Origin of the sequence: Chitinophaga pollutisoli (assembly GCF_038396755.1) — a bacterium.
GTDB classification, from domain to species: Bacteria; Bacteroidota; Bacteroidia; order Chitinophagales; family Chitinophagaceae; genus Chitinophaga; species Chitinophaga pollutisoli.
In genome coordinates this window covers 4,708,928-4,734,605 of the sequence record NZ_CP149822.1, presented here as the reverse complement: position 1 = coordinate 4,734,605, position 25,678 = coordinate 4,708,928, and the positions used below count along the sequence as shown (strand labels likewise).

At 54.4% G+C, this 25,678-nt stretch carries 28 protein-coding genes and 3 tRNA genes; 11 read left to right on the top strand and 20 right to left on the bottom strand.

All coding sequences use genetic code 11. The annotated features are described in order from the left end of the window. Positions 1 to 57 precede the first annotated feature (57 nt). Positions 58 to 663, bottom strand: a complete 606-nt coding sequence (locus WJU16_RS20170; RefSeq protein ID WP_341838680.1) for a carboxypeptidase-like regulatory domain-containing protein — start codon at positions 661 to 663, stop codon at positions 58 to 60. A 144-nt stretch (positions 664 to 807) separates the two neighbouring features. Here WJU16_RS20170 and WJU16_RS20165 point away from each other — a divergent pair, with 144 nt between their 5' ends. Beyond that, complete coding sequence (locus WJU16_RS20165) at positions 808 to 1,905, top strand: Mrp/NBP35 family ATP-binding protein (protein ID WP_341835208.1); 1,098 nt, start codon at positions 808 to 810, stop codon at positions 1,903 to 1,905. 60 nt (positions 1,906 to 1,965) lie between these two features. Beyond that, entirely contained in the window at positions 1,966 to 2,592 is a 627-nt protein-coding gene (locus WJU16_RS20160; RefSeq protein WP_341835207.1) for an FMN-binding negative transcriptional regulator, read from the top strand. 40 nt (positions 2,593 to 2,632) lie between these two features. Here WJU16_RS20160 and WJU16_RS20155 read toward each other — a convergent pair whose 3' ends face one another. Then, complete coding sequence (locus tag WJU16_RS20155; protein ID WP_341835206.1) at positions 2,633 to 4,003, bottom strand: Gfo/Idh/MocA family oxidoreductase; 1,371 nt, start codon at positions 4,001 to 4,003, stop codon at positions 2,633 to 2,635. 33 nt (positions 4,004 to 4,036) lie between these two features. Then, positions 4,037 to 4,900 carry a sugar phosphate isomerase/epimerase family protein gene (locus WJU16_RS20150; protein WP_341835205.1) on the bottom strand — a complete coding sequence of 288 codons (864 nt, stop codon included), beginning with the start codon at positions 4,898 to 4,900 and terminating at the stop codon, positions 4,037 to 4,039. Between the two features lie 115 nt (positions 4,901 to 5,015). Here WJU16_RS20150 and pyrF point away from each other — a divergent pair, with 115 nt between their 5' ends. Further along, on the top strand, positions 5,016 to 5,819 hold the full coding sequence (gene pyrF, locus WJU16_RS20145; RefSeq protein WP_341835204.1) for an orotidine-5'-phosphate decarboxylase: 804 nt from the start codon (positions 5,016 to 5,018) through the stop codon (positions 5,817 to 5,819). A gap of 73 nt (positions 5,820 to 5,892) precedes the next feature. On the opposite strand, the gene WJU16_RS20140 is transcribed toward pyrF, so the two are convergent. Next, positions 5,893 to 6,327 carry a hypothetical protein gene (locus WJU16_RS20140; RefSeq protein WP_341835203.1) on the bottom strand — a complete coding sequence of 145 codons (435 nt, stop codon included), beginning with the start codon at positions 6,325 to 6,327 and terminating at the stop codon, positions 5,893 to 5,895. A 78-nt stretch (positions 6,328 to 6,405) separates the two neighbouring features. Between WJU16_RS20140 and WJU16_RS20135 the strand changes: the two genes are divergently transcribed. After that, complete coding sequence (locus WJU16_RS20135; protein WP_341835202.1) at positions 6,406 to 7,584, top strand: acyl-CoA dehydrogenase family protein; 1,179 nt, start codon at positions 6,406 to 6,408, stop codon at positions 7,582 to 7,584. Between the two features lie 20 nt (positions 7,585 to 7,604). After that, positions 7,605 to 8,591, top strand: a complete 987-nt coding sequence (locus tag WJU16_RS20130; RefSeq protein ID WP_341835201.1) for an FAD:protein FMN transferase — start codon at positions 7,605 to 7,607, stop codon at positions 8,589 to 8,591. A 71-nt stretch (positions 8,592 to 8,662) separates the two neighbouring features. On the opposite strand, the gene WJU16_RS20125 is transcribed toward WJU16_RS20130, so the two are convergent. The 9 genes from WJU16_RS20125 to WJU16_RS20085 all read right to left on the bottom strand — a co-directional run bounded on the left by WJU16_RS20125 (position 8,663) and on the right by WJU16_RS20085 (position 14,539). After that, the gene (locus WJU16_RS20125; protein ID WP_341835200.1) at positions 8,663 to 9,286 is read right to left on the bottom strand and encodes an outer membrane beta-barrel protein; all 624 of its coding nucleotides are present in this window, start codon (positions 9,284 to 9,286) and stop codon (positions 8,663 to 8,665) included. 50 nt (positions 9,287 to 9,336) lie between these two features. Next, complete coding sequence (locus tag WJU16_RS20120) at positions 9,337 to 9,981, bottom strand: DUF4136 domain-containing protein (RefSeq protein WP_341835199.1); 645 nt, start codon at positions 9,979 to 9,981, stop codon at positions 9,337 to 9,339. Positions 9,982 to 10,247: 266 nt separating this feature from the next. Next, complete coding sequence (locus WJU16_RS20115; RefSeq protein WP_341835198.1) at positions 10,248 to 10,889, bottom strand: HAD family phosphatase; 642 nt, start codon at positions 10,887 to 10,889, stop codon at positions 10,248 to 10,250. A 63-nt stretch (positions 10,890 to 10,952) separates the two neighbouring features. Beyond that, on the bottom strand, positions 10,953 to 12,266 hold the full coding sequence (locus WJU16_RS20110; RefSeq protein WP_341835197.1) for a DUF2130 domain-containing protein: 1,314 nt from the start codon (positions 12,264 to 12,266) through the stop codon (positions 10,953 to 10,955). Between the two features lie 165 nt (positions 12,267 to 12,431). Beyond that, positions 12,432 to 12,515 (bottom strand) — tRNA-Leu (locus tag WJU16_RS20105). A 143-nt stretch (positions 12,516 to 12,658) separates the two neighbouring features. Then, positions 12,659 to 12,916, bottom strand: coding sequence for a Txe/YoeB family addiction module toxin (locus tag WJU16_RS20100; protein ID WP_341835196.1), 258 nt, complete (start codon positions 12,914 to 12,916; stop codon positions 12,659 to 12,661). Positions 12,917 to 12,918: 2 nt separating this feature from the next. After that, entirely contained in the window at positions 12,919 to 13,173 is a 255-nt protein-coding gene (locus tag WJU16_RS20095; protein WP_109698576.1) for a type II toxin-antitoxin system Phd/YefM family antitoxin, read from the bottom strand. 86 nt (positions 13,174 to 13,259) lie between these two features. After that, a tRNA-Leu gene (locus WJU16_RS20090) sits at positions 13,260 to 13,343 on the bottom strand. Between the two features lie 53 nt (positions 13,344 to 13,396). Then, complete coding sequence (locus WJU16_RS20085) at positions 13,397 to 14,539, bottom strand: ATP-binding protein (protein WP_341835195.1); 1,143 nt, start codon at positions 14,537 to 14,539, stop codon at positions 13,397 to 13,399. Positions 14,540 to 14,660: 121 nt separating this feature from the next. On the opposite strand from WJU16_RS20085, the gene WJU16_RS20080 reads away from it, so the two are divergent. Both WJU16_RS20080 and WJU16_RS20075 read left to right on the top strand, forming a co-directional pair. Next, entirely contained in the window at positions 14,661 to 15,704 is a 1,044-nt protein-coding gene (locus WJU16_RS20080) for a glycosyltransferase family 2 protein (protein WP_341835194.1), read from the top strand. A gap of 59 nt (positions 15,705 to 15,763) precedes the next feature. Beyond that, positions 15,764 to 15,958, top strand: coding sequence for a hypothetical protein (locus WJU16_RS20075; RefSeq protein ID WP_341835193.1), 195 nt, complete (start codon positions 15,764 to 15,766; stop codon positions 15,956 to 15,958). 438 nt (positions 15,959 to 16,396) lie between these two features. Here the strand turns inward: WJU16_RS20075 and WJU16_RS20070 are convergent. Beyond that, positions 16,397 to 16,469: transfer RNA gene (locus tag WJU16_RS20070), tRNA-Gly, on the bottom strand. A gap of 195 nt (positions 16,470 to 16,664) precedes the next feature. On the opposite strand from WJU16_RS20070, the gene WJU16_RS20065 reads away from it, so the two are divergent. Next, positions 16,665 to 17,864, top strand: coding sequence for a DUF6786 family protein (locus WJU16_RS20065; RefSeq protein WP_341835192.1), 1,200 nt, complete (start codon positions 16,665 to 16,667; stop codon positions 17,862 to 17,864). On the opposite strand, the gene WJU16_RS20060 is transcribed toward WJU16_RS20065, so the two are convergent. Both WJU16_RS20060 and ribD read right to left on the bottom strand, forming a co-directional pair. Further along, entirely contained in the window at positions 17,865 to 18,461 is a 597-nt protein-coding gene (locus WJU16_RS20060) for a YigZ family protein (protein ID WP_341835191.1), read from the bottom strand. A 9-nt stretch (positions 18,462 to 18,470) separates the two neighbouring features. Beyond that, entirely contained in the window at positions 18,471 to 19,460 is a 990-nt protein-coding gene (gene ribD / locus WJU16_RS20055) for a bifunctional diaminohydroxyphosphoribosylaminopyrimidine deaminase/5-amino-6-(5-phosphoribosylamino)uracil reductase RibD (RefSeq protein WP_341835190.1), read from the bottom strand. Positions 19,461 to 19,559: 99 nt separating this feature from the next. Between ribD and prmC the strand changes: the two genes are divergently transcribed. Further along, positions 19,560 to 20,414, top strand: a complete 855-nt coding sequence (gene prmC, locus WJU16_RS20050) for a peptide chain release factor N(5)-glutamine methyltransferase (protein ID WP_341835189.1) — start codon at positions 19,560 to 19,562, stop codon at positions 20,412 to 20,414. Positions 20,415 to 20,471: 57 nt separating this feature from the next. On the opposite strand, the gene WJU16_RS20045 is transcribed toward prmC, so the two are convergent. The 4 genes from WJU16_RS20045 to WJU16_RS20030 form a co-directional block, all read right to left on the bottom strand. Then, on the bottom strand, positions 20,472 to 20,885 hold the full coding sequence (locus tag WJU16_RS20045; RefSeq protein WP_341835188.1) for a biopolymer transporter ExbD: 414 nt from the start codon (positions 20,883 to 20,885) through the stop codon (positions 20,472 to 20,474). A gap of 24 nt (positions 20,886 to 20,909) precedes the next feature. Next, the gene (locus WJU16_RS20040; protein WP_341835187.1) at positions 20,910 to 21,629 is read right to left on the bottom strand and encodes a MotA/TolQ/ExbB proton channel family protein; all 720 of its coding nucleotides are present in this window, start codon (positions 21,627 to 21,629) and stop codon (positions 20,910 to 20,912) included. Between the two features lie 74 nt (positions 21,630 to 21,703). Next, on the bottom strand, positions 21,704 to 22,954 hold the full coding sequence (gene pepT / locus WJU16_RS20035; protein ID WP_341835186.1) for a peptidase T: 1,251 nt from the start codon (positions 22,952 to 22,954) through the stop codon (positions 21,704 to 21,706). Positions 22,955 to 23,032: 78 nt separating this feature from the next. After that, the gene (locus WJU16_RS20030) at positions 23,033 to 23,461 is read right to left on the bottom strand and encodes a peptidylprolyl isomerase (RefSeq protein ID WP_341835185.1); all 429 of its coding nucleotides are present in this window, start codon (positions 23,459 to 23,461) and stop codon (positions 23,033 to 23,035) included. Positions 23,462 to 23,560: 99 nt separating this feature from the next. On the opposite strand from WJU16_RS20030, the gene WJU16_RS20025 reads away from it, so the two are divergent. Beyond that, the gene (locus WJU16_RS20025; protein ID WP_341835184.1) at positions 23,561 to 24,721 is read left to right on the top strand and encodes a DUF1343 domain-containing protein; all 1,161 of its coding nucleotides are present in this window, start codon (positions 23,561 to 23,563) and stop codon (positions 24,719 to 24,721) included. A gap of 19 nt (positions 24,722 to 24,740) precedes the next feature. Next, a complete protein-coding gene (fmt, locus tag WJU16_RS20020) occupies positions 24,741 to 25,658 on the top strand; it encodes a methionyl-tRNA formyltransferase (protein ID WP_341835183.1) in 918 nt (305 codons plus the stop codon). Positions 25,659 to 25,678: the final 20 nt, after the last annotated feature.

Genomic DNA, 25,678 nt, shown 5'->3' with positions numbered 1-25,678 from the left:
ACAATTTTGGTGAATGATGCGGCAATTTAGGAAAAAGGCGGCATTGGGCCGCGAAGGCTAGTCTTTCCTTTTGAAATCGCCCCGTTTCCAGGACTCGATAAATTGCGCCCAGGCCAGCGGGTTGAAGATATTCTGTGGCGGCACCTGGCCGGCGTAATAAAGTGATTGCTGCTGTTTTTGCATGAAAACGTTATACGCCCCGCCTGCGTCGATCGGCATGCCCTGCGCGATGGCGCGGAGCTTCGCCTGCTCGTTGTTCTTCCGGGCGATTTCATACATATCATTGGGGATATCCATACTTACGAACAGCTTCTCGAACTCGCGCCGCGAAGGGTATGGTTTGATAATGGTTTCGGTAAGATACACCGTGTCTTCCGCCATCAGCTGGATCACGGAGTAACGGTTGCCGGGCAGGTCCACCGGGATTTTATAATCCTTCCTGCGGAAACCTATCGCGCTGAAACTCAATGTATCGCCTTTAAAAGCCACGATGGAAAACACACCTACGCTGTTGGAAATGGTTCCCCGCCCCTGGCCCTTCACCAGGATGCTCACCGCCGGCACCGCACGGAGGCTGTCGGCGGTCATGGTAATACCGGAAATCTGTATGATGCTGTCTTTAAACGCTTTGAACTGCGCAGATGCTAATAACGGCAAACACACCAGGGAAAAAAGTATGACAAGATTTCTATACATGTGTAGGTACTAAGATACAGGAAACAGCCCGCAATGTCCAATATAAAAGCGACAAATTAAACCTCATTTATGGTTAACTTTGCTGATCGCAATCAAATTTAACAACAATTTATGATCACAAAAGAGAAGGTCCTCGAGGCGTTGTCGAATGTAGAAGAACCCGATCTGGGCAAGGATCTGGTGACGCTCAACATGGTGAAGGACATCGAGATCGAAGGCAATAAAGTTAAGTTTACGGTAGTGCTCACCACACCGGCGTGCCCGTTGAAAGAATTGATCCGCAACGCGTGCATCCACGCCATCCACCACCTCGTCAGCAAGGAAGCGGAAGTAGAAGTTAAAATGACTGCCAACGTCAGCACAGGCCGGAAAGACGGGAATTCCCTCCTTCCCAACGTGAAGAACATTATCATGGTGGCCTCCGGCAAAGGCGGCGTGGGTAAATCCACCGTTGCCGCCAACCTCGCGCTTGCCCTCGCGCAGGACGGCGCCAAAGTAGGCCTCATGGACGCCGATATTTACGGTCCCAGCGTACCCATCATGTTCGGCCTCCGCGGCCAGCGCCCGATGATGGTGAACGTGGATGGCAAAGGCAAAATCGCTCCCATGGAGAAATACGGCATCCAGGTGATGTCGATCGGACTGCTGATCGATGAGAAGCAGGCGGTGGTATGGCGCGGCCCCATGGCCAGCAGCGCCCTCAAGCAATTCGTGAGCGACGTGCACTGGGGCGACCTGGATTACCTGGTGATCGATATGCCCCCCGGCACGGGCGACGTTCACATCACCCTCGTACAATCCGTTCCCGTAACCGGCGCCGTGATCGTTACCACTCCGCAGGACGTTGCCCTGGCCGACGCCAAGAAAGGCATCGCCATGTTCAGCAGCCCGCAGATCCGCGTGCCGATCCTCGGCCTCGTGGAAAATATGGCTTACTTCACCCCGGCCGAACTGCCCGAAAACAAATATTACATCTTCGGAAAAGAAGGCGGCAAACGCCTCGCCGAAGAACTGGAAATCCCTTTCCTCGGACAGATCCCCCTGGTGCAAAGCATCCGCGAAGGCGGCGACGAAGGCGTTCCGGCCATCACTGGCAAGGACCCTGTGACCCAACAAGCCTTCAGCGACTTCGCCGGTAATACCGCCCGGAGCATCGCCATGCGCAATGCCAACATCGCGCCCACGAAAATCGTGGAGATCGTGGAATAGGCGCCGAACAATTTTTTACTTGCCCCGGTGCCCCGGCACCGGGGCTTTATTCCCTCCAATATGTACACCCCCAAATATTACCAGGAAAACGACTGGGCCACCGTATCCGGATTCATCCGCAGGCACAGCTTCGCTTTGCTCATGAGCATCCATGATGGTGTTCCTTTCGGCACCCATCTCCCCGTTGAACTGGAAGAAAAAGAACCGGGCGCCTTCTTGCTGAGGGGCCACATCGCCAACGACAATCCCCAGTCCGAAGACTTCAAATCCGGCCAGACTTTCCTCGCCGTTTTCACCGATCCCCACGCGTACATTTCCTCTTCCTGGTACGAAAAAGAGAAAATCCCCACCTGGAATTACATCGCCGTGCACGTTTACGGCCAGCTTCGCATTTTAACCGAAGCAGAGCTTGTGGATTCCCTCACCAAACTGATGGACAAATACGAAGCCGCCTCCGCCTGCCCCGTGCACATTTCCGACATTCCGGAGAAGTCGTTGCACAACAATCTCCGCGCCATCACCGGCTTTGAAATGACGCTCGACCGGATCGAGACGCGCTTCAAACTCAGCCAGAACCGCAACGACCGCGACCATGCCGAGATCATCAAACAGCTCCGCGCTTCCGGCGATACGCAGGCTGTGGAAATCGCGGAGGAAATGGCTAAAAGACGGCAGGCCGGACAGTAACCCGTCCAGCCCGCGCCTTCGTTTTTGATGCAATAAAAAACTACAGTGTAAACACTTTTCCGCCTACCATCACGTCCTGCTTCGCTTCGTCGAACGTAGCGCGCTGGCCTGTGCGGTAAGCCGCCGTGCCCATAATGAGCGCGATGGAATGGCTGTAAGCCGCTTCTATGGGGGCGTTGGTCTTGATATCTTGTTTCCGCACGCACTCCATCCAATTGCGGACGTGGGCGTTGGTGGTATCGTCGCCGCCGGTATTGGCGCCGCTTTCCACGCCGCCGGCCGCGGCCGAGAGGCTCATTTCCGGGAGGAGATTGGCTTTCATGCCCATGGCTGCCGCTTCTTTCTCGCGCAGGCCGCCGTTGGGGGAAATCGTGTTGTTGCTCATGTCGATCATCCCGCCGTTGCTGTAATACAATTCCTTGGTGCCGCCCGCCGAGTTATGGAAACGCGAGCTGTACACCACCTGGAACCCGGAGGAAGGATCGTTGGAGGGGCCATATTCCAGTACCGCGGTGAGCGTATCAGGATTGCTGCGGCCGTCTTTCCACTGGTAAATCCCGCCGCCAGCAACCACGCTGCGCGGGTGTTTCAGGCCGGAGAACCAGTGTACCGTATCGATCTGGTGCGTCATCCACTGGCCGAAGATGCCGGAGGAGTACGGCCAGAAGAGGCGGTATTCGAGATATTTGCGGGGATCCCAGTTTTCTTTCGGGCGGGTGCAATGGAAACGCGCGAAATCGACGTCGGCCTGGCGGATGTCTTTCACCAGGTCGGGCCTGCGCCAGCGCCCTGGCTGGTTTACGTTCCAGGTCATTTCCACCATGGTGATGGGCCCGAATTTCCCCTGCTGGATGAAATTGGCCGCGGCGTGGTAGCCCGCGCCGCTTCGGCGCTGCGTGCCCACCTGGAACACGCGCCTGGAGGCTTTCACGGCTTTGAGGGCGTTGCGGGCGTCTTCCATCGTTTCGGCGAAAGGCTTTTCACAATACACGTCCTTCTTGTTGTTCACGGCTTCAATAGTGTGGAAGGCGTGCTGGAAGTCGGCCGTGGCGATCATCACTGCGTCGATGTCCTTAATCCTATAGAGCTCATCGTTGTTCACGCAGGCCTGCACGGAGTGGCCGAGCTTGCCTTCGAGAACCGATTTACCTTCATCGCGGCGGCGTTTCCAGATGTCGGACACGGCCACGATGTCGAAGTTGAGGTCTTTGTAATGATTGAGAAAAGTAGGCATGAGGGCCTGGCGGAAGCGGTCGGAGAATCCGACAACACCCACGTTTACCCGATCGTTGGCGCCCAGGATGCGCGCGTAGCTGCTGGCGGGCATCCCCATGGCGCTCAGCGCCACGCCCGCGCCCCCCATCATGGAGAGCTTCAGGAAATCGCGGCGGTTCTTGTTGCTGGTAGTCATAGTGGAATGATTTTTATGTTGTTGTTTTTTTTGTTACTTGTAAGCGGCTGTGAGTTGTTTTTGCAGGTACGCCAGGGCCGGACGGCACTCTTCCGGCATGTTTTTCCACCCGCATTCCATGGAAATACGGCCTTTGTAGTTCGCTTTCTTCAGCATGGCCAGGTACGGCGTGAAGTCTTCGCCCGCAGTGCCCGGCGCCCGGCGGCCGGCATTTTCCGCGATGTGGCAATGCACCAGCCAGGGCGCGGCGGGAAGGATGGCTTCCGGGCGCTCGCCCTGCCGCAGCATATGGAAAATATCCACCGTGATCCTGAAATGGGAATGGTTGACGGATTTGACGATATGCGTGACGATGTCCAGGGTGTTGATGAAATTATCTTCCCCGGAATTGAGATTCTCCATGGCAATGATGACGTCGTATTTAGCCGCCACCCCGGCCATTTTACGGGAAATGGCGATCAGTTCGCGCAGGGCCGTGGCGGAATCCTGCCCTTCGGCGAGTTTGCGCGCGCCGGCCGACCCGAAAACGATGATTTTGATGCCGGCCTTGCTGGCGCGCTGCATGAGGGAATCTACATACCCCAGGATGCGTTTTTCGCTGGCTTCGGCGCCGGTCAGCCGGATGTCGTTCGGAATAAAGCTATTGCACACGCCGCCTTGCAGTTTCATCGCATGCATCCGGCTCAGGGTGCGGTTGTAGCTGGAGTCTGGCACGGATGGCCCGAACAGGAAGCGGGCGCCGGATTCAATGTAGGCAAATCCCGCCGCTGCCAGCAGGCTGTCGTTCTCATAAGAGGTGCAAACCCCTATCCCCGGCAGCCCTTTTTGCTGTGCATTCGATTGCAAAAAGGGCAGGCAAGACAGGGAGATGAGGAGTAAATGAACATAAATTTTCATGGGAATCAGTTTTTCGACAATCGTGGACCGGGGCAAAAATTAAGAAGGAAAATTTGAAAATCAAAATCAGGATTTGACAAAAATGCCGGAAATTCGCGCTAACTGAAAATAATTTATGAATAGACAGGAATTGGTGCAGCTCATCCGGGACAGGAAATCTTACTTATGTATCGGCCTCGATACGGACTTGCAAAAGATCCCCAAACACCTGTTATCCCACGCCGACCCGATGTTCGCCTTCAACAAAGCCATTATCGACGCCACCCACGACCTTTGCGTGGCTTACAAGATCAATACGGCTTTCTACGAATGCCAGGGCATCCGCGGCTGGGAAAGCCTGCAGCGCACGATCGAGTACATCCCGAAGAACGTATTCACCATCGCCGACGCCAAGCGCGGTGATATCGGCAACACCTCCACTTACTATGCCAAAACCTTTTACGAGACCTACGGCTTCGATTCGGTGACCGTGGCGCCGTATATGGGGCGCGACAGCGTGGAGCCTTTCCTCGGTTTCTCCGACAAATTCGCCATCGTTCTGGGGCTTACCAGCAACGAGGGCAGCCGCGACTTCCAGCTGCAACCGGCCGGCGACGGGCTGTTGTATGAAAACGTGCTCCGCACCTGCGCCTCCTGGGGTACCCCGGACAACATGATGTTCGTAGTGGGCGCCACACAGGCGGATTCTGTGGCCAATGTCCGCAAGATCATCCCCGACCACTTCCTGCTGGTGCCCGGTGTGGGCGCGCAGGGTGGCAGTCTCAGGGATATTACCGAAAAAGGAAGGAACGCGGATATCGGGCTCCTGGTAAACGCCAGCCGCGCCGTGATCTATGCCGGCAACGACGAACGGTTCGCTGAAGATGCGCGCGCCGCCGCACAGGCTCTCCAGGCCGAAATGGCGACCTATATCCAATAATTTTTCCGTCAATAAGTATTTGGAAATAATCGTGAAACGCTCCCGGCCGGGGGCGTTTCCGCTTTACAGACGCTTACCGGAAAACGCAGTTCCGGGCCGTCCACCAGGGCTTCAGCTCAAACTGCAACCGCCCGGTAGCCACGGCACTGTCGGCCTTGACCAATCTCGCCGCCTCCAGGCTGTCTGCCGCTTTGAGCACGTATATTGCGCGAAGGTCGTCGTATTCCGCAAAAGCGCCCGCCAGCATCATCTTGCCTTCGCGCGTGAGGTTGCGGATATGCATCACATGCGCTTCATCGATCAGCGCCGACGATACCGGATCGCCCGCCATTGCCGTGCCATTTTTGAAAAAGACCATCCAGTATTGCTGCACGATCGCCCCCTGCGCCACCGAATCCATTTCACTGATTTCAGCCTGCACAGCCTGTTGGCGTATCCGGGAAGAAAAACCGGCGATCACGAACGTCAGGAAAACGCCGAGCAGAAACACAGGTATCAATTTGGCCATAAGCGACAGATTTGCCGGCCTAAGTTACAACTTTGGCGTAATTCCGTAAATTCGGACATACAGCAAAAATCTCATACCATGCACCAGGACCTTTTCCAATCGCCCGATTATTACGCCATCGACGAACTTTTGACAGACGAACACCGCCTCGTGCGCGCCTCCGTGCGCGACTGGGTCAAAAAAGAGATCAGTCCCATTATCGATGATTGCTGCCAGCGCGCAGTGTTCCCTTCCCATATCCTGCGCCCGCTGGGCGCGCTGGGCTGCTTCGGCCCCACCATCCCGGCGGAATACGGCGGCGGGGGCATGGATTACATTTCGTATGGATTGATGATGCAGGAACTGGAACGGGGCGACAGCGGCATTCGTTCCACCGCGTCTGTCCAGGGTTCCCTGGTCATGTATCCCATTTTTGCTTTCGGCAGCGAAGAGCAGAAACAGCGCTTCCTGCCACGCCTCGCCACCGGCGAGCTGATGGGCTGCTTCGGCCTCACGGAACCGGATTTCGGCTCCAATCCCGCCGGCATGCTCAGTTATTATGAAGAAGCCGGCGACTACATCCTGCTCAACGGCGCCAAGATGTGGATCTCCAACGCACCTTTTGCAGACATTGCCGTGGTTTGGGCGAAAGATCCGGAGAACAAGGTGCGCGGCATTATCGTGGAACGGGGGATGGAGGGATTCTCCACTCCTGAAACCAAAGGCAAATGGAGTCTCCGGGCCAGCGCCACCGGCGAACTGGTGCTCGACAACGTCCGCATTCCGAAAACGAATATTCTTCCCGGCGCCCGCGGGCTGAAGGCGCCCCTCTCCTGCCTGTCTTCCGCCCGATATGGTATCGCCTGGGGCGCTATCGGCGCGGCGATGGACTGTTACGACACCGCCCTGCGCTACGCGAAAGAAAGGGTGCAGTTCGGGCGGCCCATCGGCGGGTTCCAGCTCATCCAGAAAAAACTCGCGGAAATGATCACAGATATTACCAAGGCGCAATTGCTGAACTGGCGGCTTGGCGTACTCCGCAATGCCGACAAAGCCACGCCGGAACAGATCTCCATGGCCAAGCGCAACGCATGCGAAACCGCCATCCGCATTGCGCGGGAAGCGCGCCAGATCCTCGGCGCAATGGGTATCAGCGGCGAATATCCCATCATGCGGCACATGATGAACCTCGAAAGCGTCATTACCTACGAAGGCACCCATGAAGTACATCTCCTCATCACCGGGATGGACATTACCGGCTTCAATGCTTTCTCATGACGTTTTATTATTTTGGGCGCATGAAGGGCTTATTTCTGGCGGGATGCCTGCTGGCGTCGCTGCAAATGTCGGCACAACAAGCGATTACGATTTCCGGGAAAGCGCAGGGCACCTATTACATGGTGAAATACCTGAGCGAAGACACAACTTCGCTGCAACATGAAGTGGAATCCCTTTTCCGGCAGATCGACCGTTCCCTTTCGCTTTACCAGCCGGGGTCGCTCATCAACCGTTTCAACGAAGGCGAAAAAGTGGTGATGGACGCGTACATGCGCCCGGTGATCCGCAAAGCCCAGGAAGTGAGCCGCATCACCGGCGGACTGTTCGATATCACGGTGAAACCACTGGTGGACCTTTGGGGCTTCGGCGTGGTGCGGCACCAGAAAGGGAGGCCTACCGCAACCGATATCCGGAGCACGTTACAACGTGTGGGCTACAAAAATATCACCATCCGTTCCAAATACCTGCTGAAAAAAATTCCCGGTGTGGAGATCGACTGCAACGGTATCGCGCAGGGATACACCACCGACGTGATCGCGCAGTTCCTCCGGGCCAGGGGCATCCGGAATTACCTGGTGGATGTGGGCGGAGAACTCGCCGCGTTGGGGCATAACGACAAGAACCAACCCTGGACCGTAGGCATCGAGCGGCAACAACAAATGGAAGCGAAGCCGGAGAAAGGATGGCTGCGCCTCACCCATCGTGCGGTGGCCACCAGTGGCAATTACCAGCGGTTTTTTGATGAAGGGGGCACCCGCTTCGCGCATACGATCAATCCCCTCACCGGCGAAGCCATTCACAACAACATTATCGCCGTTACCGTCACCGCGCCTGACGCCATGACGGCCGACGCATACGACAACGCCCTCATTCTTCTTGGCGTGGAAAAAGGCCTGGACTTCATCCGCCAACATCCCAAACTGCAACTGCAGGCGCTTTATATCTTCAAAGACGCAGACGGCGTTATCCGTGAAAAATATTCCGATGGCTTCTTCGAAGTGCAATAAGCGCGCAAAAAAGAGGGGCTGCCTGCCGGCAGCCCCTCCACTTCACATGTTCCGTTAATTTGTGGTCCTTATTACTGGATATGGAACTTCAAACCAATGTTGGCCTGTACCGTGTTGAAATTCTTGATTTCATACTGCTTGTAAGGCGCATAGTTATATTGCACGCTGGCGTTGAACATAAACGGTGAGTATTTCCCGAAGGGCACGTTCACGCCTACTTCCGGGCTCACCTGGAACGCCCACTTGTTTTCTTTTTCTACGAACTCACCCCAGTATTTCTCGTAATTCATGTTGGCGGTACCTACGCCCAGTCCGGCATACGGCAGCACGGCCGCGTCGGGTTTGGTGAAGGTATACAGCACGGTGGCGAGGATGGGGATCGTCTGCAAGGTGCGGGTCTGCACAGCGGAGATGTCTTCACCTTTTCCGGGATATACCGCACGGGGCACTCTTTCATAAAAATCCGCGAAACCGGTTTTCAATCCTACTGCCAGTTGATCATTCAGATGATATTGCACGCCAATGTTCCATCCACGGAAACTGGTTTTATCCGCATAATCCTTAAACGAGCCCAGCGGCTGCGCTACGGAATAGTTGACATTGACGGAAAGCGGCGGGCGGCTCTGTGCGCTGGCGGCAATGGCGCCCCCTGCGATGAGGGCCGTGCCCAATATGAAGGTTTTAATGCTTTTCATGTTCATTCGATTTTAATCTTTAACCTGTCTGTTTACAAAATCCCACCGTATTAGTTGGTGGCTTTCAGATACTGGCTCTGATCGAAGAGGGCTTTCACCATGGCGTCGAGGTTATTGCTGTTCCATACACCGGTGCCACGCAGCATGGCGTTCCATACGGCCGTCAGCTGATTGGAGCCTTCTTTGGCGTTTTTCAGGTCCACCAGGTCGATGGCCACCGATTTTTCATTGTACCTGAAAACGGAATAATAGCTGGGGAACCAATAGTTCCAACCGGGGTAACCCCAGTAACCTGCGTCCCAGTAACCCGGCCATCCTGACCAATAACCGGGATTATACCCGATAGAAGTGGAAGTGTTGTCGATCCGGCTTACGTTCATGGCGATATCGGGTTTGGCCGCTTTGTCCACGAGCGTGTAACCGCGTCCCTGCATCTGTGATTTGAGTTGGGCTAACAGTTGCTGGTCGTACTGGGTCAATTCCTTTTTGGAGCCCTCCCTGTTGCTGATCACCGCAACGGAGTCCACTATGCTGAACGTTTTGAATGTGGTGAAATCAGCTTGTTCGTCGTAGTTTGTCACATAAATGCGCGATTCCTCCGCGGTCATATCATCCAGCGGCTCCTTGCGGCAGCTGCTGAAGAGCACGGCGGTTACGGCGAGCGCACTTAGCATCATCAGTCCTGTACTTTTCATATGTGTCAAATTTTATTCCTTTAATCAATAGCCGGCGATGCAGCCCGTTTAATCGCGAGACGGGCATACATCTGTTATATTCAACCTTTCACACATTCAACAGCACATCCGGCTCGTATACATATTCAACGCTATAGACGCATGAATGTTACCGGCCGTTTACAGTCGAAACGTTAAAATTGACTAAAGGAAATGTTAAAGCAAAGCCGCCATAGTGGCGGCTTGCATAGATAAATTCGTTGATATGAAAAAAGCGTAAGATATTACTATTGCTGTTGCAATGCAGCGCCGGATAGGATTCCGCGGCTGGTAAGCGCTTCGCGCAGTTTTTCGGGGGAAGTGAAATGAATGGTTTCGATACCGAATGCTTCGGCTGCTTTTACATTGCGGAGGTTATCGTCGATAAAGATGGCCTGCGATTTGTCGATCGCGTGCCGGTCGACCAGCAATTGATAAAAAGCATCCTGTGGTTTGCGCATTTTTTCTTTCCCTGATACCACGATACCGTCGAACCACTGCAACCAGGGATATTCTATGATGGCGATGGGAAATGTTTCGCTTGACCAGTTGGTGAGGGCGTATAATTTAAATTGACCGCTTTCCTTCAGTTCTTTGAGGATTTCCACTGTACCGGGGATGTCTCCTCCCAGCATTTCCTTCCATCTGCCGTAAAACGCGCGGATCTGCGCTTCGAACGCCGGGTGCTGCGATACGAGCAGCTCGGTGCCGTCCTGCAGGCTGCGGCCTTCGTCCTGCATTTCGTTCCAGTCGGACGTGCAGATGTTTTCCAGGAAATGATCCGTTTCTTCGGGCGTTGCGAAGATTTTGCTGTAGAGGTAACGCGGATTCCAGTCTACCAGCACAGCGCCCAGGTCGAAGATAACGGATTGGTACTTGTGGTTTTTCATAGCCTAAATGTATGTCGGTAAAAGTCCCCCGGCAAGGTTTATATCACATTTTTTTTGAAATCGTTATTCGTTACTTCCGTCGGGCGCGCCCAATAGCGCTTCGGCGGCATCATCGAGCAGCTGGAGGTCGACCGAATCGCTTCCCGCGATGCCTTCTATGGAGCCTTTGATATGGGCAGCGTTGAGCAGGACTTTTTCCAGTTGTTTTTCGCGTGCTTTCCAGAGTTTTTCCATGGCTTCGCGTTCCTTCTGGATGGATAGTTTCATGGACCGGAACCCTTCGCGGATGGCGCTCCATTGCTCGGCGAATTCGCCGCTGGTGAGATAATGGTAGAGCAGGTGCATTTTATCGCCCTTGTTTTCCTGGGATTTGACGGCGTTGTAGACCTTCATGATGGCATCACGCAGCACCCAGGTGAGGCTTTTAACTTCGGGGAAAGTGCAGATCCAGACGCCATCTTTTTCGCCGAAGCGGTCCATGTCTTTCGGGAGGGCCTGGGTAACGAGCACCGCCACATCGGCACCCTGGGACCGCATGTCAGCCTTCAGTTTTTCGATCCATTCGCGGGAGAAGTCTTTCGTGCGTTTGGATTCGTAGATGATGCGGCCGCATTCCTGCCCGAACTGGTTGCGGACGGTCTGGATGCAATCGGCTCCGCGCACGCCTTTGCCAACTTCGCTGATGGCGTCGAAGGGGAATGCGGAGCGCAGCATTTCTTCGAGGGCGAGCTCCTGCACTTCGCCCTGGAGCTGCATGGAGCCTTGTTCGGCTTTGCGGCGCATTTCTTCGGCGAGGCGGCGCTGATCTTCCAGTTGCTTTTCCATTTCCTTGAGGCGGAGCTGGTATTCGGTTTCGCGGATGTTATTACGTTCGCCTTCCTCCCGGCGGATTTGTTCCACCAGGTGATTGCGCTCCTCCATGATTTTCTTTTGGAGGATGAGGTCGAGTTCCTGTTCGCGGTTCTGAAGCTCCTGGGTTTTGCGGAGGAAGTCCAGTTCGCGGAGGCGGGCTTCTTTCAGCTTCTCTTCGTTTTCGGCCTGGGATTCGCGCATGAGGCGGAGCTGGTTTTCAAAATCCGCTGATACGTTTTTGCGGATCTGTTCCCCGAGGGATTCCTGCAGCTTGATTTTTTCGGATTGCAGGCGTTTATTCAGTTCATCTTCCTGCCGCTGTTTCTCCTGCGAAACCTGCTGGCGTTCGAGCACGACTTGCTGTTTAGCTTGTTCTATTTCGGACTTCTGGGCTTCGAGCGCCTCCACGCGTTTGCGCCACTCGGATTCCATCTTCCCGCGGAGGTCTTTTTTAATTTCGGCGGCCATGGCGTCTTCCATGACAAACAGATGCCCGCAATTGGGGCAAGTGACGTTTGTTCCCATAGTTCACATGATTTAGCCTGCGGTCAAATTACAGGCATTGGTACGCATTGAATCTGCGCAGTGGTAAAGTTAGCCGATTTTCGGTTCAGATGTCCGTTTCGCGGGAAAGGATTTGACGCAAAAAAGGAGTCATTTCCTGAGAAATAACTCCTTTTCAATTGTGTGTGCGGAAGAGGAGATTCGAACTCCCAAGCCCTTTCAGGCACTACCACCTCAAAGTAGCGCGTCTACCAATTTCGCCACCTCCGCGGGTGTTTAGGGTCGCAAAAATAAATTCTTTTCTGGTAATTCAAACATCCGGCTACCGGAATCGGAAAATATTTCTCCGTTTACATGATACCGGATTTACTTATCACATTTGATTACTGTATGAAAAAATACGGCAAATGCAATCAATGGTAATGAAATCTGCATTGTAAAATGTGTAAGCATTTATCCTTCACCGTATATACCAAACGGTGCTCATCTGTAATCCGCCGGCTCCAGCATCCCGCTAAATCCCCTTTTAATGGTTCAGGCTTCCCTACGCCTTTAAAAGGAGAACGCATGGCATCCTTTATGAGCTCATTGATACGCTGCAAAATCTTTTTGTCCTGTTTTTGCCAATAAAGATAATCTTCCCAGGCATGAGTTTGCCATGCTAACTCCATAATTACTTTTCAATAAGTTTGTGTTTAACGGATTTTCCTTTATTCATCTCCGTTATTGCTTCTTCCAGTCTTTTACGGTTAGCTTTGGTACTTGTCAAATGTAACGTTTCCTGCAATGCATTATATTCATCGAGGTCCATTACCACAACATTTTTCCCCTGGGATCTGGCAACTACGACAATTTCCCTGTCATCATTTACCGCATTCAAATTTTCTGTGAGATTACTGCGGAATTCAGAATAGTTGACAACTCGCATAAGTACTTATTTAGGTACAAAAATACGTACAAATATGCATATAACCCCATAAAAAAACACCGGCTGGATAACCAGCCGGTGCTTCGTGCGGAGGAGGAGATTCGAACTCCCAAGCCCTTTCAGGCACTACCACCTCAAAGTAGCGCGTCTACCAATTTCGCCACCTCCGCGTGCGTTGTTGGGGTTGCAAAAATAAAGCCTTTTCACAAATATCCAAATAAAATTATTTCCGAAGCCAGATCCGGAATGTGGTGCCCTTGTTCTGCTCCGACCATTTGACTGTCAGCCGCCCCTTGTGGTAGTCCTGGATGATGCGCCTGGCAAGGGAAAGTCCCAGCCCCCAGCCCCGCTTTTTGGTGCTGAAGCCCGGGTGGAAGATCTTTTCCTGCAACCGAACGGGAATGCCTTTCCCGGTGTCGGTTATGTCGATCGTGAGGTGGGCGGGGTGATTTTCGATGAGGACCTGGATGTCGCCCTTGCCCTCCATGGCATCCAGTGCGTTTTTGAGCAGGTTTTCGATCACCCAGTCGAACAGCGTGGGTGAGATCATGGCCGTTACCTCCTGTTCTGCCGTTTGCAGCGTGAAATTCACTTTCTGCGGGGCGCGTTTCTTGATATAGGCCATCATCGCCGCCACCTGCTCCACCACATTGCGCTCCTCCAGGCTGGGGACGCTCCCGATCTTGGAAAAGCGGTCTGTAATCAGTTTGAGACGGTCCACATCTTTGCCCAACTCGCTGGCAAGCGGGCGCACGTCTTCCTTCTCCTTCAATATCTCCAGCCAGGCTTCCATGGAAGATAGCGGCGTCCCCAGCTGATGGGCCGTTTCTTTCGCCATGCCTACCCACACCTGGTTCTGGATGGCGCGGTTGGTGGACGAGAGTGCGAAAAGCGTAAGCCCGATGAACAACGCCACCACGATCAGCTGGATATAAGGATAATACCGCACCTGCCGGAGGATGAGGGAATCGCCGTAATAAATGTAATTATTGGAATGCGTGTCTACCGCCATGATGAATGGCGGATGCTGCTGCCGGAAGTCCTCCAGCTGCCGCTCCAGGTAAGCCGTATCCCGCACCACCTGCTGGGTATCGAGGTTGCGGTGGTCGATGATATGACCCTGCTCGTCGGTCAGGATCAGGGGGATAGTGGTATTGGTGGTCACGATTTCCACGGCCAGGTTCAGGTTCGCGTCGGGCGAAGCCTGCAGCAGCTCGCGGTTCGCTTCCACCCAGGTCGCCACTTTCTTGGTTTCCTCTTCCTGAATTTTTTCGGACAGGTTATTGACGAACCAGATGGTGGTTACGATGATAGCGACCGCCACAGCGATCAAAGAAAATTTCCAGCCGGTAATTTGTCTAAACATCAGGATTCGGATAATGACGGCCGTGCAGCCGTGAACAATAAACTAATTTAGTAATATTTGAAGGCTTTGTTGCATATTTGCAACGCTAAAAAATAATTAGTCAAGCCATAAACCTACGCATTTGTCAGTTCTGCCATCGGTCGCTGTTGTTATCCTGAACTGGAATGGAAGGGATTTCCTGGAGAAGTTCCTCCCATCCGTATGCGCCTCCGTGTACGCCGGGCAGCTGGATATCATCCTGGCCGACAATGCCTCTACCGACGATAGCGTAGCTTACACGCAACAACATTTCCCGTCCGTAAAAATCATACGCAACGCCACCAACAGCGGTTTCGCGGGCGGATATAACGAGGCCCTGCAGCATGTGGAGGCCGATATCTTCGTGTTGCTGAACCAGGACGTGGAAGTGGATCCCAACTGGATAGGGCCCGTTGTTGCGAACCTGCAGGCCAACCCCGACATGGCGGCCTGCCAGCCCAAGATCCGCGCCTGGGCCGAGCGCGACAGTTTCGAATATGCCGGCGCGGCCGGCGGGTGGATGGATATCCTGGGATACACCTTCTGCCGCGGGCGCATCCTGTATACAACGGAGAAAGACAAGGGGCAGTACGATACGCCGCAGGACATTTTCTGGGCCAGCGGCGCAGCGTTATTCATCCGCTCGGCGGCCTACCGCGAGATGGGTGGTTTCGACCCTTATTTTTTCGCGCATATGGAAGAAGTGGATTTGTGCTGGCGGTTGCAGCGGGCGGGGTACCGGATCGGGTATTGCCCGGATTCGGTGGTATACCACGTGGGCGGCGGGAGCCTTCCGCAGGGCAACCCCAGGAAGCTGTACCTCAATTTCCGCAACAACCTGATCATGCTGCGCAAAAACCTCCATTTCCGGGAGCAATGGATCATCCTTTCGCAACGCCTGGTATTGGATATGATGGCCGCCGCCAAAAGCCTCGTTTCCGGCAAGCCGAAAGATATGACGGCCATCTTCCGCGCATACCGCGACTATTACCGCTGGCGCCGCGAAACGCGCAACCAGCCGCCGGACACATTGCCCCGCAAGCGCCTGTTCGACTTGCAAGGCGTATTCCACGGCATCATGATCTGGCGCTACTATTTCCTCAACCGCCGCAAATTCTCGGAGCTGTCCAAACCCGGGAAGAAATAGAGCGGTTATTTGGACTTTGCCATTTTACTTTGTAAGTTTGCACAGCGAAAAATTTGTATATGGAGCATACAGTTGAAAATAAGAATGATTTCACCCGCGACTGGGTATCTTCCTCCCGTTTCCTTTTCTACCTGAAACTGGCCTGCATTCTGGGGTTTGTGCTGGGTGGCTGTTACAAGCTGTCCGAGCACCGTTATAAAAAACCCAAAGTTACCGTACCGGAAAGCTCCCTCTACAGCCCGAAATACAAATAATCTCCGGATTGAAAAATATCGAAGCCGTGCTGCAAAGCGCGGCTTTTTTCATGCCTCTCCCAACCATTTTTGCCTGGTTCCCGGTATGATTTTCATCAGTTCCGCGGATAGAAGCGCCGCTGTTCAAATCGTATCCCCGGATATAATGTAACCTTACTGCAAGTATCCCTTATGTATACCTAATACTTGCTTTCCCTTTACTGCAGGGCATCTACCCCCTACTGATATACATTAGATATACATTAACCCTGCAGTAAACCCTCCTTTACCCTTACTTTACCCTTGCTTTACCCTTAATTAACCATATCGGCAAAAGCCGTTTGCAACCGATTGATTGATCCCGGCCAGCGGAAATATGACGACGAGTGGCGCGTCGCGGAACGGCATAGGCACAAAACAAAAAAGCCTGACTGCTATGCAATCAGGCTACTATTTCTGAGCGGAAGACCGGGCTCGAACCGGCCACCCCGACCTTGGCAAGGTCGTGCTCTACCAAATGAGCTACTTCCGCTTGTCCGTTTTGGGATTGCAAAAATAGGAAAGAGTTTGAATTCAGCAAATTATATTCTCAAAAATTTCAAAAAAAATATTCCCCTGTGCAGCGGCTTCCTTTGTAGCCCACGCCCATACTGGAAATGCGCGCTTACCGTTATTAAAGAAATTAATTTATCATTGTACAAATTTTGGAAGCGAGACTATTCCGCATATGCACAAATCTATCCCGGCCGCTTGCCTGCTCACCCTGTTTTCCGCATGCAACAACAATAACAGCCAGCAAGCCAAGGCCCCTGTTCTACAGGAAGAAACCATATCACGGCCCGACAACTTCGCAGCAGACGTCGATTTCCTGGGCGCATTTACAGTGCCGGCCGTCATGAAAGACAGCACCAGCAAATCCGCCATCGCCGTCGTGGCCAGTTGGCAGGGCCGCGTGATGACCTCCACCGTGGCCGACGACGGCCGCAGCTTCGGTTTCCTCCATTACGGCATCATCGAAAACGGGAAACAATTTCATTTCAGCACCTTTGGCGGGGAAGACCGCCTGCTCTTTGGCCCCCTGCCCGACAGCACGACCCTTTCCCCCAACGATTCCCTTCCCGCAACACTGCTCCCCGATCCCCTGCGTGACACCGCCCTGCTCCGGCAGGCGCCCGCCGCAAAAGGAGCCGTTACCGTCGAAGGCGACGCACTGCTTCCCAATACCAAAAACAATCCCCTCACCGCGCACATCACCCGCACCATCACGCTCCTCTCCCGCCGCGACCTACACAACTATCTCGGCGCCGACATCCACCGGAGCATTCACGCAGTAGGGTTTCATAGCGATAACACCCTCCTCAATACCGGCTCCCAACGCTGGGACACCGCCCATGGCACCACCGCCATCCGCATCCGCGGCATGTTTCCCGTAAGCCCAAAGTCCGTCGGCATTATCCCCCTCCGCAAAGGCGGCAAGGTGAACACAGGCGCGCAAATGCCCAAAGAGCGCTTCCTGATAAAGAACGACGTCGCATTTTTCCGGGCCGACGGCAACTTCGACATGGAACTGGGCCTTCAACAGGCTTCGGCGCTTAATTTCATGGGCATTTACGACCCGGAACGCAAACTGCTCACCGTGATCCAGTTCACTATGCCGCGCCATCCCGCACTATACCTGGGCGAAACCACGACAGACGCGCGCGCCGAAGTGCTCACCATCCGCAATAACGGACCGGCAAACACCATCGCCAAGGGCCGCTTCCTGGAAGTGCAAAGCACTTCTCCAGCCGCATTGTTGAAGCCCAAAGGCAGGATGCAACATTTCCACCGCACCATCCACCTGGAGGGCAGCGAAAAGCATCTCGGAGAAATCACAAAGAAGATTTTCGGAGTTAACCTGAAAGAAATCACAACGGCGCTGCCCTGATCAGAGCGGTTTGATCTCGAGGTTGTAGATGTCGCGCAGGCGGAGCAAAGTGAGGTCCAGGCTGGCTTTGGGGATACCGATCTCCATACTGCAGAATAACTGGATATCCTGTTTTTGCACCGTGCAGTTGTTCTGCTTCACCACCATCATCACCTCGTTCAGGATCGTATAATCGAATACCAGCAGGAATCGCGCCTCCACGTTTTTCTGTACGGCTGGAATGAGTTGCAGCACCATCGCGCCGCTCATTTTATAGGCATTGATCAGCCCTGGTACGCCCAGCAGGGTGCCGCCGAAATAACGCACCACTACCACCAGCACGTCGGTCAGCTGTTTGCTGTCGATCTGCCCGAGAATAGGTTTCCCGGCCGATCCCGCGGGCTCGCCGTCGTCTACCGCGCGGAACTGCGTTCCGTCGGTTCCCAGCCTGTAAGCATAGCAATGGTGCGTGGCTTTGGGGTGTTCCTTTTTCACTTCCTGCAGGCATTCTTTCACCTGGTCGGTACTTTTAACCGGGAAGGCGTAAGCGAGGAATTTACTGCCCCGGTCTTTGAATTCGGCTACTGACTTTTTTTCAATCGTATAATAAACGTTCATTTCCTGGTTTTAAGTAACGGCGGGGACGAATGTATCGATCCTGTCGCCCGCGATGAAAGCACTTTCCTGCATCCGTGCATTTTTAAGCACGGGCGCCGGCAATCCGCCGCCCAATGCCATTTGCCCGGTGATGACACGTGCCTCGTCCCAATGCCCGCCGCTGATAAACTGTTGCAACAGCAAAGCACCGCCTTCCACGATCACGCTGAGGACTGACTCCTTATGCAATTGCGCGAGCACCTGCGGCACGAGGGCCTGTTCCGCATCAATTTCCATGGAAGTCAGGATAAGTGTGCGCACCGATCCGTCTTTCACGTAATGGCTCCCCGGCACTTTGCTATCGAGGTCCAGCACGATGCGGACCGGCGATTTCCCCGGCCAGAGGCGGGCCGTCAACCGCGGATTGTCCAGCAAAGCTGTTTGTGTGCCTACCATGATCCCGGCTTCTTCCGTGCGCCAGCGGTGCACGAGGCGGTCGGCGTACGGGTTGGAGATGCGGACGGGGGAACGGTCGGGCGGAGCGATGAAGCCGTCGGCCGATTGCGCCCATTTGAGCACCACATAAGGGCGGATTTGTTCATGGAAGGTGAAGAACCGGCGGTTGAGGTGCCGGCAGGCATCTTCCAGCACGCCAACAGTGACGCCGATGCCGGCCTGACGGAGTTTTTCGATGCCTTTGCCGGCTACTTTGGAGAAGCCGTCCACGCACCCGATGACCACTTCCGGGATATTCTGCGACACCACGAGATCGGCGCAGGGCGGCGTTTTACCGTGGTGTGCGCAGGGCTCGAGGGAAACGTAAAGGGTAGACCGGGGGATGAGCTCCTGCAGTTCGGGCGGAACGCTGTTGATGCAGCGGACCTCGGCGTGGGGGCCTCCCCAGAACTGGTGGTACCCTTCCCCGATAATGGTCCCTTCATGCACCAGCACGGCGCCTACCATCGGGTTGGGCGCAACATGGCCCCCGCCCCTGAGCGCCAGGTCGATGCAGCGTTGCATAAAAAATTCGTGCGGGTGGGTGTTGCTCATTACGTCCTAAAGTAGATATTTGCAAAAATATCGTTTCAGCGGCTATTTTCCGCTGTTTTGCCGTATAACATGACGATCCAATCCGCATTCGCAAACCTTACCAACGCTCTCCGCCCCATGTACGACATGCGGGAAGCAGCCAATATCGGGCATCTCCTCATGGAGCACATCACCGGGCTCGGCAAGCTGGACCGCATCGTGCACAAAGATATGGACCTGCCCCCGCAATGGGAATCGAAGTACAGCGAGGGCCTGGAACAACTGCTGGCAGGCAGGCCCATCCAGCATATCACGGGTAAAAGCTGGTTTTACGGCATGGAACTGATCGTCAACGACCAGGTTCTGATCCCCCGGCCGGAAACGGAAGAGCTCGTGGAATGGGTGCTGCTCGACCATCCTTCCCAACCCGCCCTACGGCTACTGGATATCGGTACAGGCAGCGGATGTATCCCTATCGCATTAAAAAAACACTGGCCTTCGGCCGATATCTGGGCGATGGACGTGAGCCCCGGCGCGCTTTCCGTAGCCGGCCGCAATGCACAGATGCAACATACCGCCATTAATTTCGTGCAACAGGACGTGCTCGATCCCAAAGCCGCCGCCCTGCTCCCCTGCCTGAACGTGATCATCAGCAACCCGCCTTACATTCCGGAAAGGGAAAAAGCGGATATGGCGGTAAACGTACAGCACTTCGAGCCTTCCACGGCATTATTCGTGCCCGACAACGACCCTTTGCTTTTTTACCGCCGCATCGGCCAGCTGGCCATGGAGCGCCTCGACCCCGGCGGCAAATTGTATTTCGAAATCCACGAGGATTACGGGCAGGAAGTGAAGGCGGAACTGGAAAAGCAGCGGTACCTGGATGTGATCCTGAAGAAGGATATGTTCGGGAAAGACCGGATGGTGCGCGCTTCGAAGGCATAAAAAAAACTGCACCCGGTGCGGATGCAGTTTCTTACTGTAAAAAATATTGTCAACCGGTTATCTGGCCGGTGCGTTTTGCGGCTTGGCGGTACCCAGTACCGTTTTGGCGCCCAGCTCCCGTGCGATCTGCATAACGGATACCACTGCGCTGATGGGAACGGATTCTTCGGCGTTGATCACAACGGTGGGATCCACTTCGCCCACGGGTATCTTGGAAGCCAGGATAGCCTGCAGCTCGGAGAAGGAAACGGGGTTGGTGCCCACGAAAAATCGCTGCCCCGCATCAATGCTCACCACCACCGTTTGCTTGGCTTTGGTGTTGGAAGCGGCTTTCGGCAACGCCAGCTTGATGACGTTGGGGTTGGCCAGGGTGGAGACGATGAGGAAGAACAGCAGCAGGATGAACAGGATATCGTTCAACGCGCCGTTGTGCATTTCCGCATGTCTTTTATTTCGGCTCCGCAGGTTCATGTTGATTCAGTTTCTTTTGAATGATTAGCGTTTTACCGGCTCCAGGAGCACGTCGATGAACTCGGAGGAAGCGGCTTCCATCTTGTTCACCACTTTGTCGATCTGGGCCTGCAGGTAGCTGTAACCTACGTAGGCGACCAGGCCGATGATCAGACCTGCGGCGGAGGTCACCATTTTCACGTAAATCCCCCCGGCGATGGTGCTCAGGGTAATATCGGAAGTCTGGGAGATGTTGAAGAAGGTCTGGATCATCCCTGCGATGGTTCCCAAAAACCCGAACATCGGCGCGATGCCGGCGATGATGGACAGGATCACGAGGTTCTTTTCCATTTTGTACACTTCCAGCTTGCCTACGTTCTCCATCGATTTCTCGATGCTGTCGACAGGTTTGCCGATGCGCTGGATGCCTTTATCGATCATGCGCGCGATGGGGCCCTGCGTGTTTTTCGAGAGCGAGCGGGCGGCGCTGATATTGTCGGAAGTGATGTGGTCGCGGATCATCGGCATGAAATTGCTTTCCAGCTTGCCCGCGCGGGCGATGGTCAGGTATCTTTCCACGAATACGTAAATGGCGATCACGGAAAGCACCCCCAGGGGGATCATCAGCGGTCCGCCTTTTACGATCATATCCCACAGTTTCATTTCCTGCGCGGCGGCTGCGGCTCCCTGGGCGGCCGTAGCCACGGTGTCGGCCTTCGGCAACAGCAGCGAGTCCTGCATTAACGTTACGAGTCCTAGCAACATGTATTAAATTTTCGTTCTTTTTTGTATTAACAAGGGATCAAAGTAATAATAAAAACGCATTCCCCGGCAATAAATTATACGGCGCGCTCTTCCCATACACGGGCGAGCTGAATGATCACATCAACGGCTTTCTGCATGTCCTGCACACTTACATATTCATGCTTCGAATGCAGCGCCATTTCGCCGGTGAAGATATTCGGGCAGGGCAATCCCATGAAGGAAAGCCTCGAACCGTCAGTTCCCCCGCGGATGCTCTTCTTCAGCGGTTCCACACCTGCGCGGCGGATCGCTTCTTCGGCATTGGCCGCCACTTCAGGATGCTTGTCCAGCACTTCCTTCATATTGCGGTACTGCTCCTTCACCTCGAAGGTGGCGGTGGCGCCGGGGTGCCTGCCGATCGCGGATTCCATGATCTTGCGCAGGTAAAACTCATGCCCTTCCAGCTCCGCCGTGGTGAAATCGCGGATGATAAACTCGATCTCCGCCTTTTCGGTAATACCATCGATCCGTACCGGGTGAATGAACCCCTGGCGTTCTTCGGTGGTTTCCGGGCTGAGGATATCTTTCGGCAGCGAATGCAAAATTTCCGCGGCGATCTTAATGGCGCTCACCAGCTTGCCTTTCGCCGAACCGGGATGGGCGCTGACGCCGTGGATGGAGATTTTGACGCCGTCGGCCGAGAAGGTTTCGTCTTCCAGCGCGCCCAGTTCTCCTCCATCCATCGTATACCCGAAATCGGCGCCGAGCTTCTGCATGTTCACATGCTGCACACCGCGGCCCACTTCTTCGTCGGGCGTGAAGAGGATACGGATCTTGCCATGCGGGATTTCGGGGTGCTGGATGAGGTATTGCGCCGCATCCATAATTTCCGCGACACCGGCTTTGTTATCTGCGCCCAGCAAGGTTTTACCGCTGGCAGTGATGATATCGTCGCCGGTCTTTTGCGCGAGGTACGGATGTTCCTTCACGGAAATGACCTGGGAGGGATCATCAGGCAGCACGATGTCTTTGCCGTCGTAGTTTTTGTGCACGATGGGCTTTACGTCTTTCCCAGAGCAATCGGGCGCCGTGTCCATATGCGCGCAAAGGCAAATGACGGGAACTTTTTTATCGGAAGTAGCGGGAATGGTGGCATATACATACCCATGCTCATCCAGTTCTGCGTCTGCGATGCCGATTTGCTGCAATTCCTGTACCAGGATGCGGGCCAGGTCTTTTTGCTTTTCGGTGGAAGGGAAGGTCGTGCTTTGCGGATCGGATTGGGTGTCTACCGTTACGTAGCGGAGGAAGCGCTCGGTTACGGAGTATGCATATTGTTTGTCCATATTGGGATGGGTATAAAAAGTGAAAGTAAAAAGCAGCGGACCACTTTTTACTTTCAGGAAATGTATAAGGAGGACCGGTTAAACGATCTCTACCAGTTCGATGTCGAAGATCAGGGGCTCGCCTGCCAGGGGATGGTTGGCGTCGAGGGTAATGAATTCGTCGGTGATAGCAACAACTTTCACCGGGAACACCTGGCCCTGGGGATTGCTCATCTGCAGGTCCATACCCACTTGCGGGTTCAGATCGGCGGGGATGTTGGCTTTCGGAAATTCCATGATCAGCTCTTCGCTTTTCGGGCCATATGCTTCTTCTACTGCGATGTTCAGCGTTCTTTTATCGCCGGGCTTCATGTCGAGCACGCCATTGTCAAAACCTCTGATCACCATACCGGCGCCCACTTTGAACTCAAGCGGATCCCGGCCTTCGGAGGAGTCAAAAGTATTGCCATTTTGTAACCGCCCGTGGTAATGTACGCGAACGGTATCGCCGGTCTTAACTTGTTGCATATAAAATATTTAAAATAAGATAATAGAAGGTGAAGGTACGTTTTTTGTTTTTTATTTACGGTTTGCCACCTTATTTTGTTGTATTCAACCCGATTTTACATGAATAGCTTCCTCAAACTGCTGATGCTCTGCTGCCTCCCCGCCACCCTGCTGGCACAGCATCCCAACGTGCGCACCGCCGCACAACGGACCGACGCTTACCTCCCGCTGCTGAAAGGCAAACGGGTGGGGATGCTCGTAAACCAAACTTCCATGATCAGCCCCAGCGTCCACCTCGTGGATTCGCTCATGTCGCTGAAAGTCAATATCGTGAAAATCTTCAGCCCCGAACACGGTTTCAGGGGCACGGCAGACGCGGGCGAGAAAGTGGGCAACAGCCGCGACGGCCGTACCGGTCTCCCCATCGTTTCCCTTTACGGCTCCCACCGGCAAGCCACCGCGGCAGACCTGGCGGATGTGGATGTGCTGGTTTTTGACGTGCAGGACGTGGGCGTGCGGTTCTATACTTACATCTCCACACTGGAAGAACTGATGGTATCCGCAGCGGAAAATAACAAACCCCTCATCGTCCTCGACCGCCCCAATCCTAACGGCCATTACATCGACGGCCCCATCCTCGACACCCGCTTCCGCTCTTTCGTGGGCATGCAGCCCATCCCCACCGTGCATGGCATGACTGTCGGCGAATACGCCAAAATGCTCAATGGCGAAGGCTGGCTGAAAGGGAAAGTGCAATGCGCGCTCACCGTTATCACCTGCGAAAATTACGACCATAACACCATGTACCAGCTGCCGGTGAAGCCCTCGCCCAACCTGCCTAACATGCGGAGCATCTACCTGTATCCCTCTACCTGTCTGTTCGAGGGCACCGTCTTCAGTCTGGGCCGCGGCACCGACAAGCCCTTCCAGGTGTACGGGCACCCCTTATTGCCCCAAAACCTCTTTTCCTTTACACCGAAAAGCGTTCCGGGCGCGAAATCGCCGGTGCTGATGGACTCGCTCTGCTACGGCTTCGACCTCACCGTCATCGATCCCCTGACCGATGAGATCGATCTGAGCTACATTATCAACGCTTACCAGCTGTTCCCGGAGAAAGCGCGTTTCTTCAATAATTTCTTCGACAAACTGGCCGGCAGCGATGTTTTGCGGAAGCAAATCCAGCAGGGGCTTACCGCCGAAGCGATCCGCAAGAGCTGGGAACCCGGTTTGCAGCGTTTCGCGAACATCCGCAAGAAATACCTGTTGTATACCGATTTCTAAATTGAATACATTTGCACCCATGAGAATCATTTTTATGGGCACGCCCGATTTCGCAGTGGCCTCGCTGGATGCGCTGGTTAAAAACGGATATAACGTCGTGGCCGTGATCACCGCGCCCGACAAACCTGCCGGCCGCGGACTCCAGTTGCAACAAAGCGCCGTGAAACAATACGCGGTCCAGCATAACATACCCGTTCTCCAACCCGAGAAACTGAAGAATCCCGCCTTCCTCGAAGAGCTGCGCGGCTATTCGGCTGATCTGCAGGTGGTAGTGGCTTTCCGCATGCTGCCTGAGCTGGTGTGGGACATGCCGCCGCTGGGCACTATCAACGTCCATGCCTCGCTGCTGCCGCAATACCGCGGCGCGGCGCCCATCAACTGGGCCATCATCAACGGGGAAGAAAAAAGCGGCGTCACTACTTTCAAATTGCAGCATGAAATCGATACGGGTAATGTGTTGTTTAAAGCGGAAGTGCCCATCCGGGCGGATGAAACCGCCGGCGAGCTGCACGATGCGCTCATGCGGGCGGGGGCGGAAACGCTCCTGCGCACCGTAGCCGCTTTGCAGGAAGGCAATCTCCACGGGCAACCCCAGCAGGAAATCGAAGCAGGCGAACTGAAACATGCGCCCAAGATTTTCAAGGAAGATTGCAAAATCGACTGGGAGCAGCCACTGGAGCGGGTGTACAACCTGGTAAGGGGGCTAAGCCCCTACCCCGCTGCGTTCACGACATTGCAGGGCAAAACGCTTAAAATCTATAAAGCCGTACCGGAGCCGTCTGCGCATGATCATGCGCCGGGGAGCGCCCACAGCGACGGCAAAACATACCTCAAATTCGCCGCGCCGGGCGGTTACCTGAGCGTGCTGGAACTGCAGCTGGAAGGGAAGAAGAAAATGGGGGTGGAAGAATTTTTACGGGGATTCCGGTTCAGCTGACGGAGATCTCGGGAAAAGAA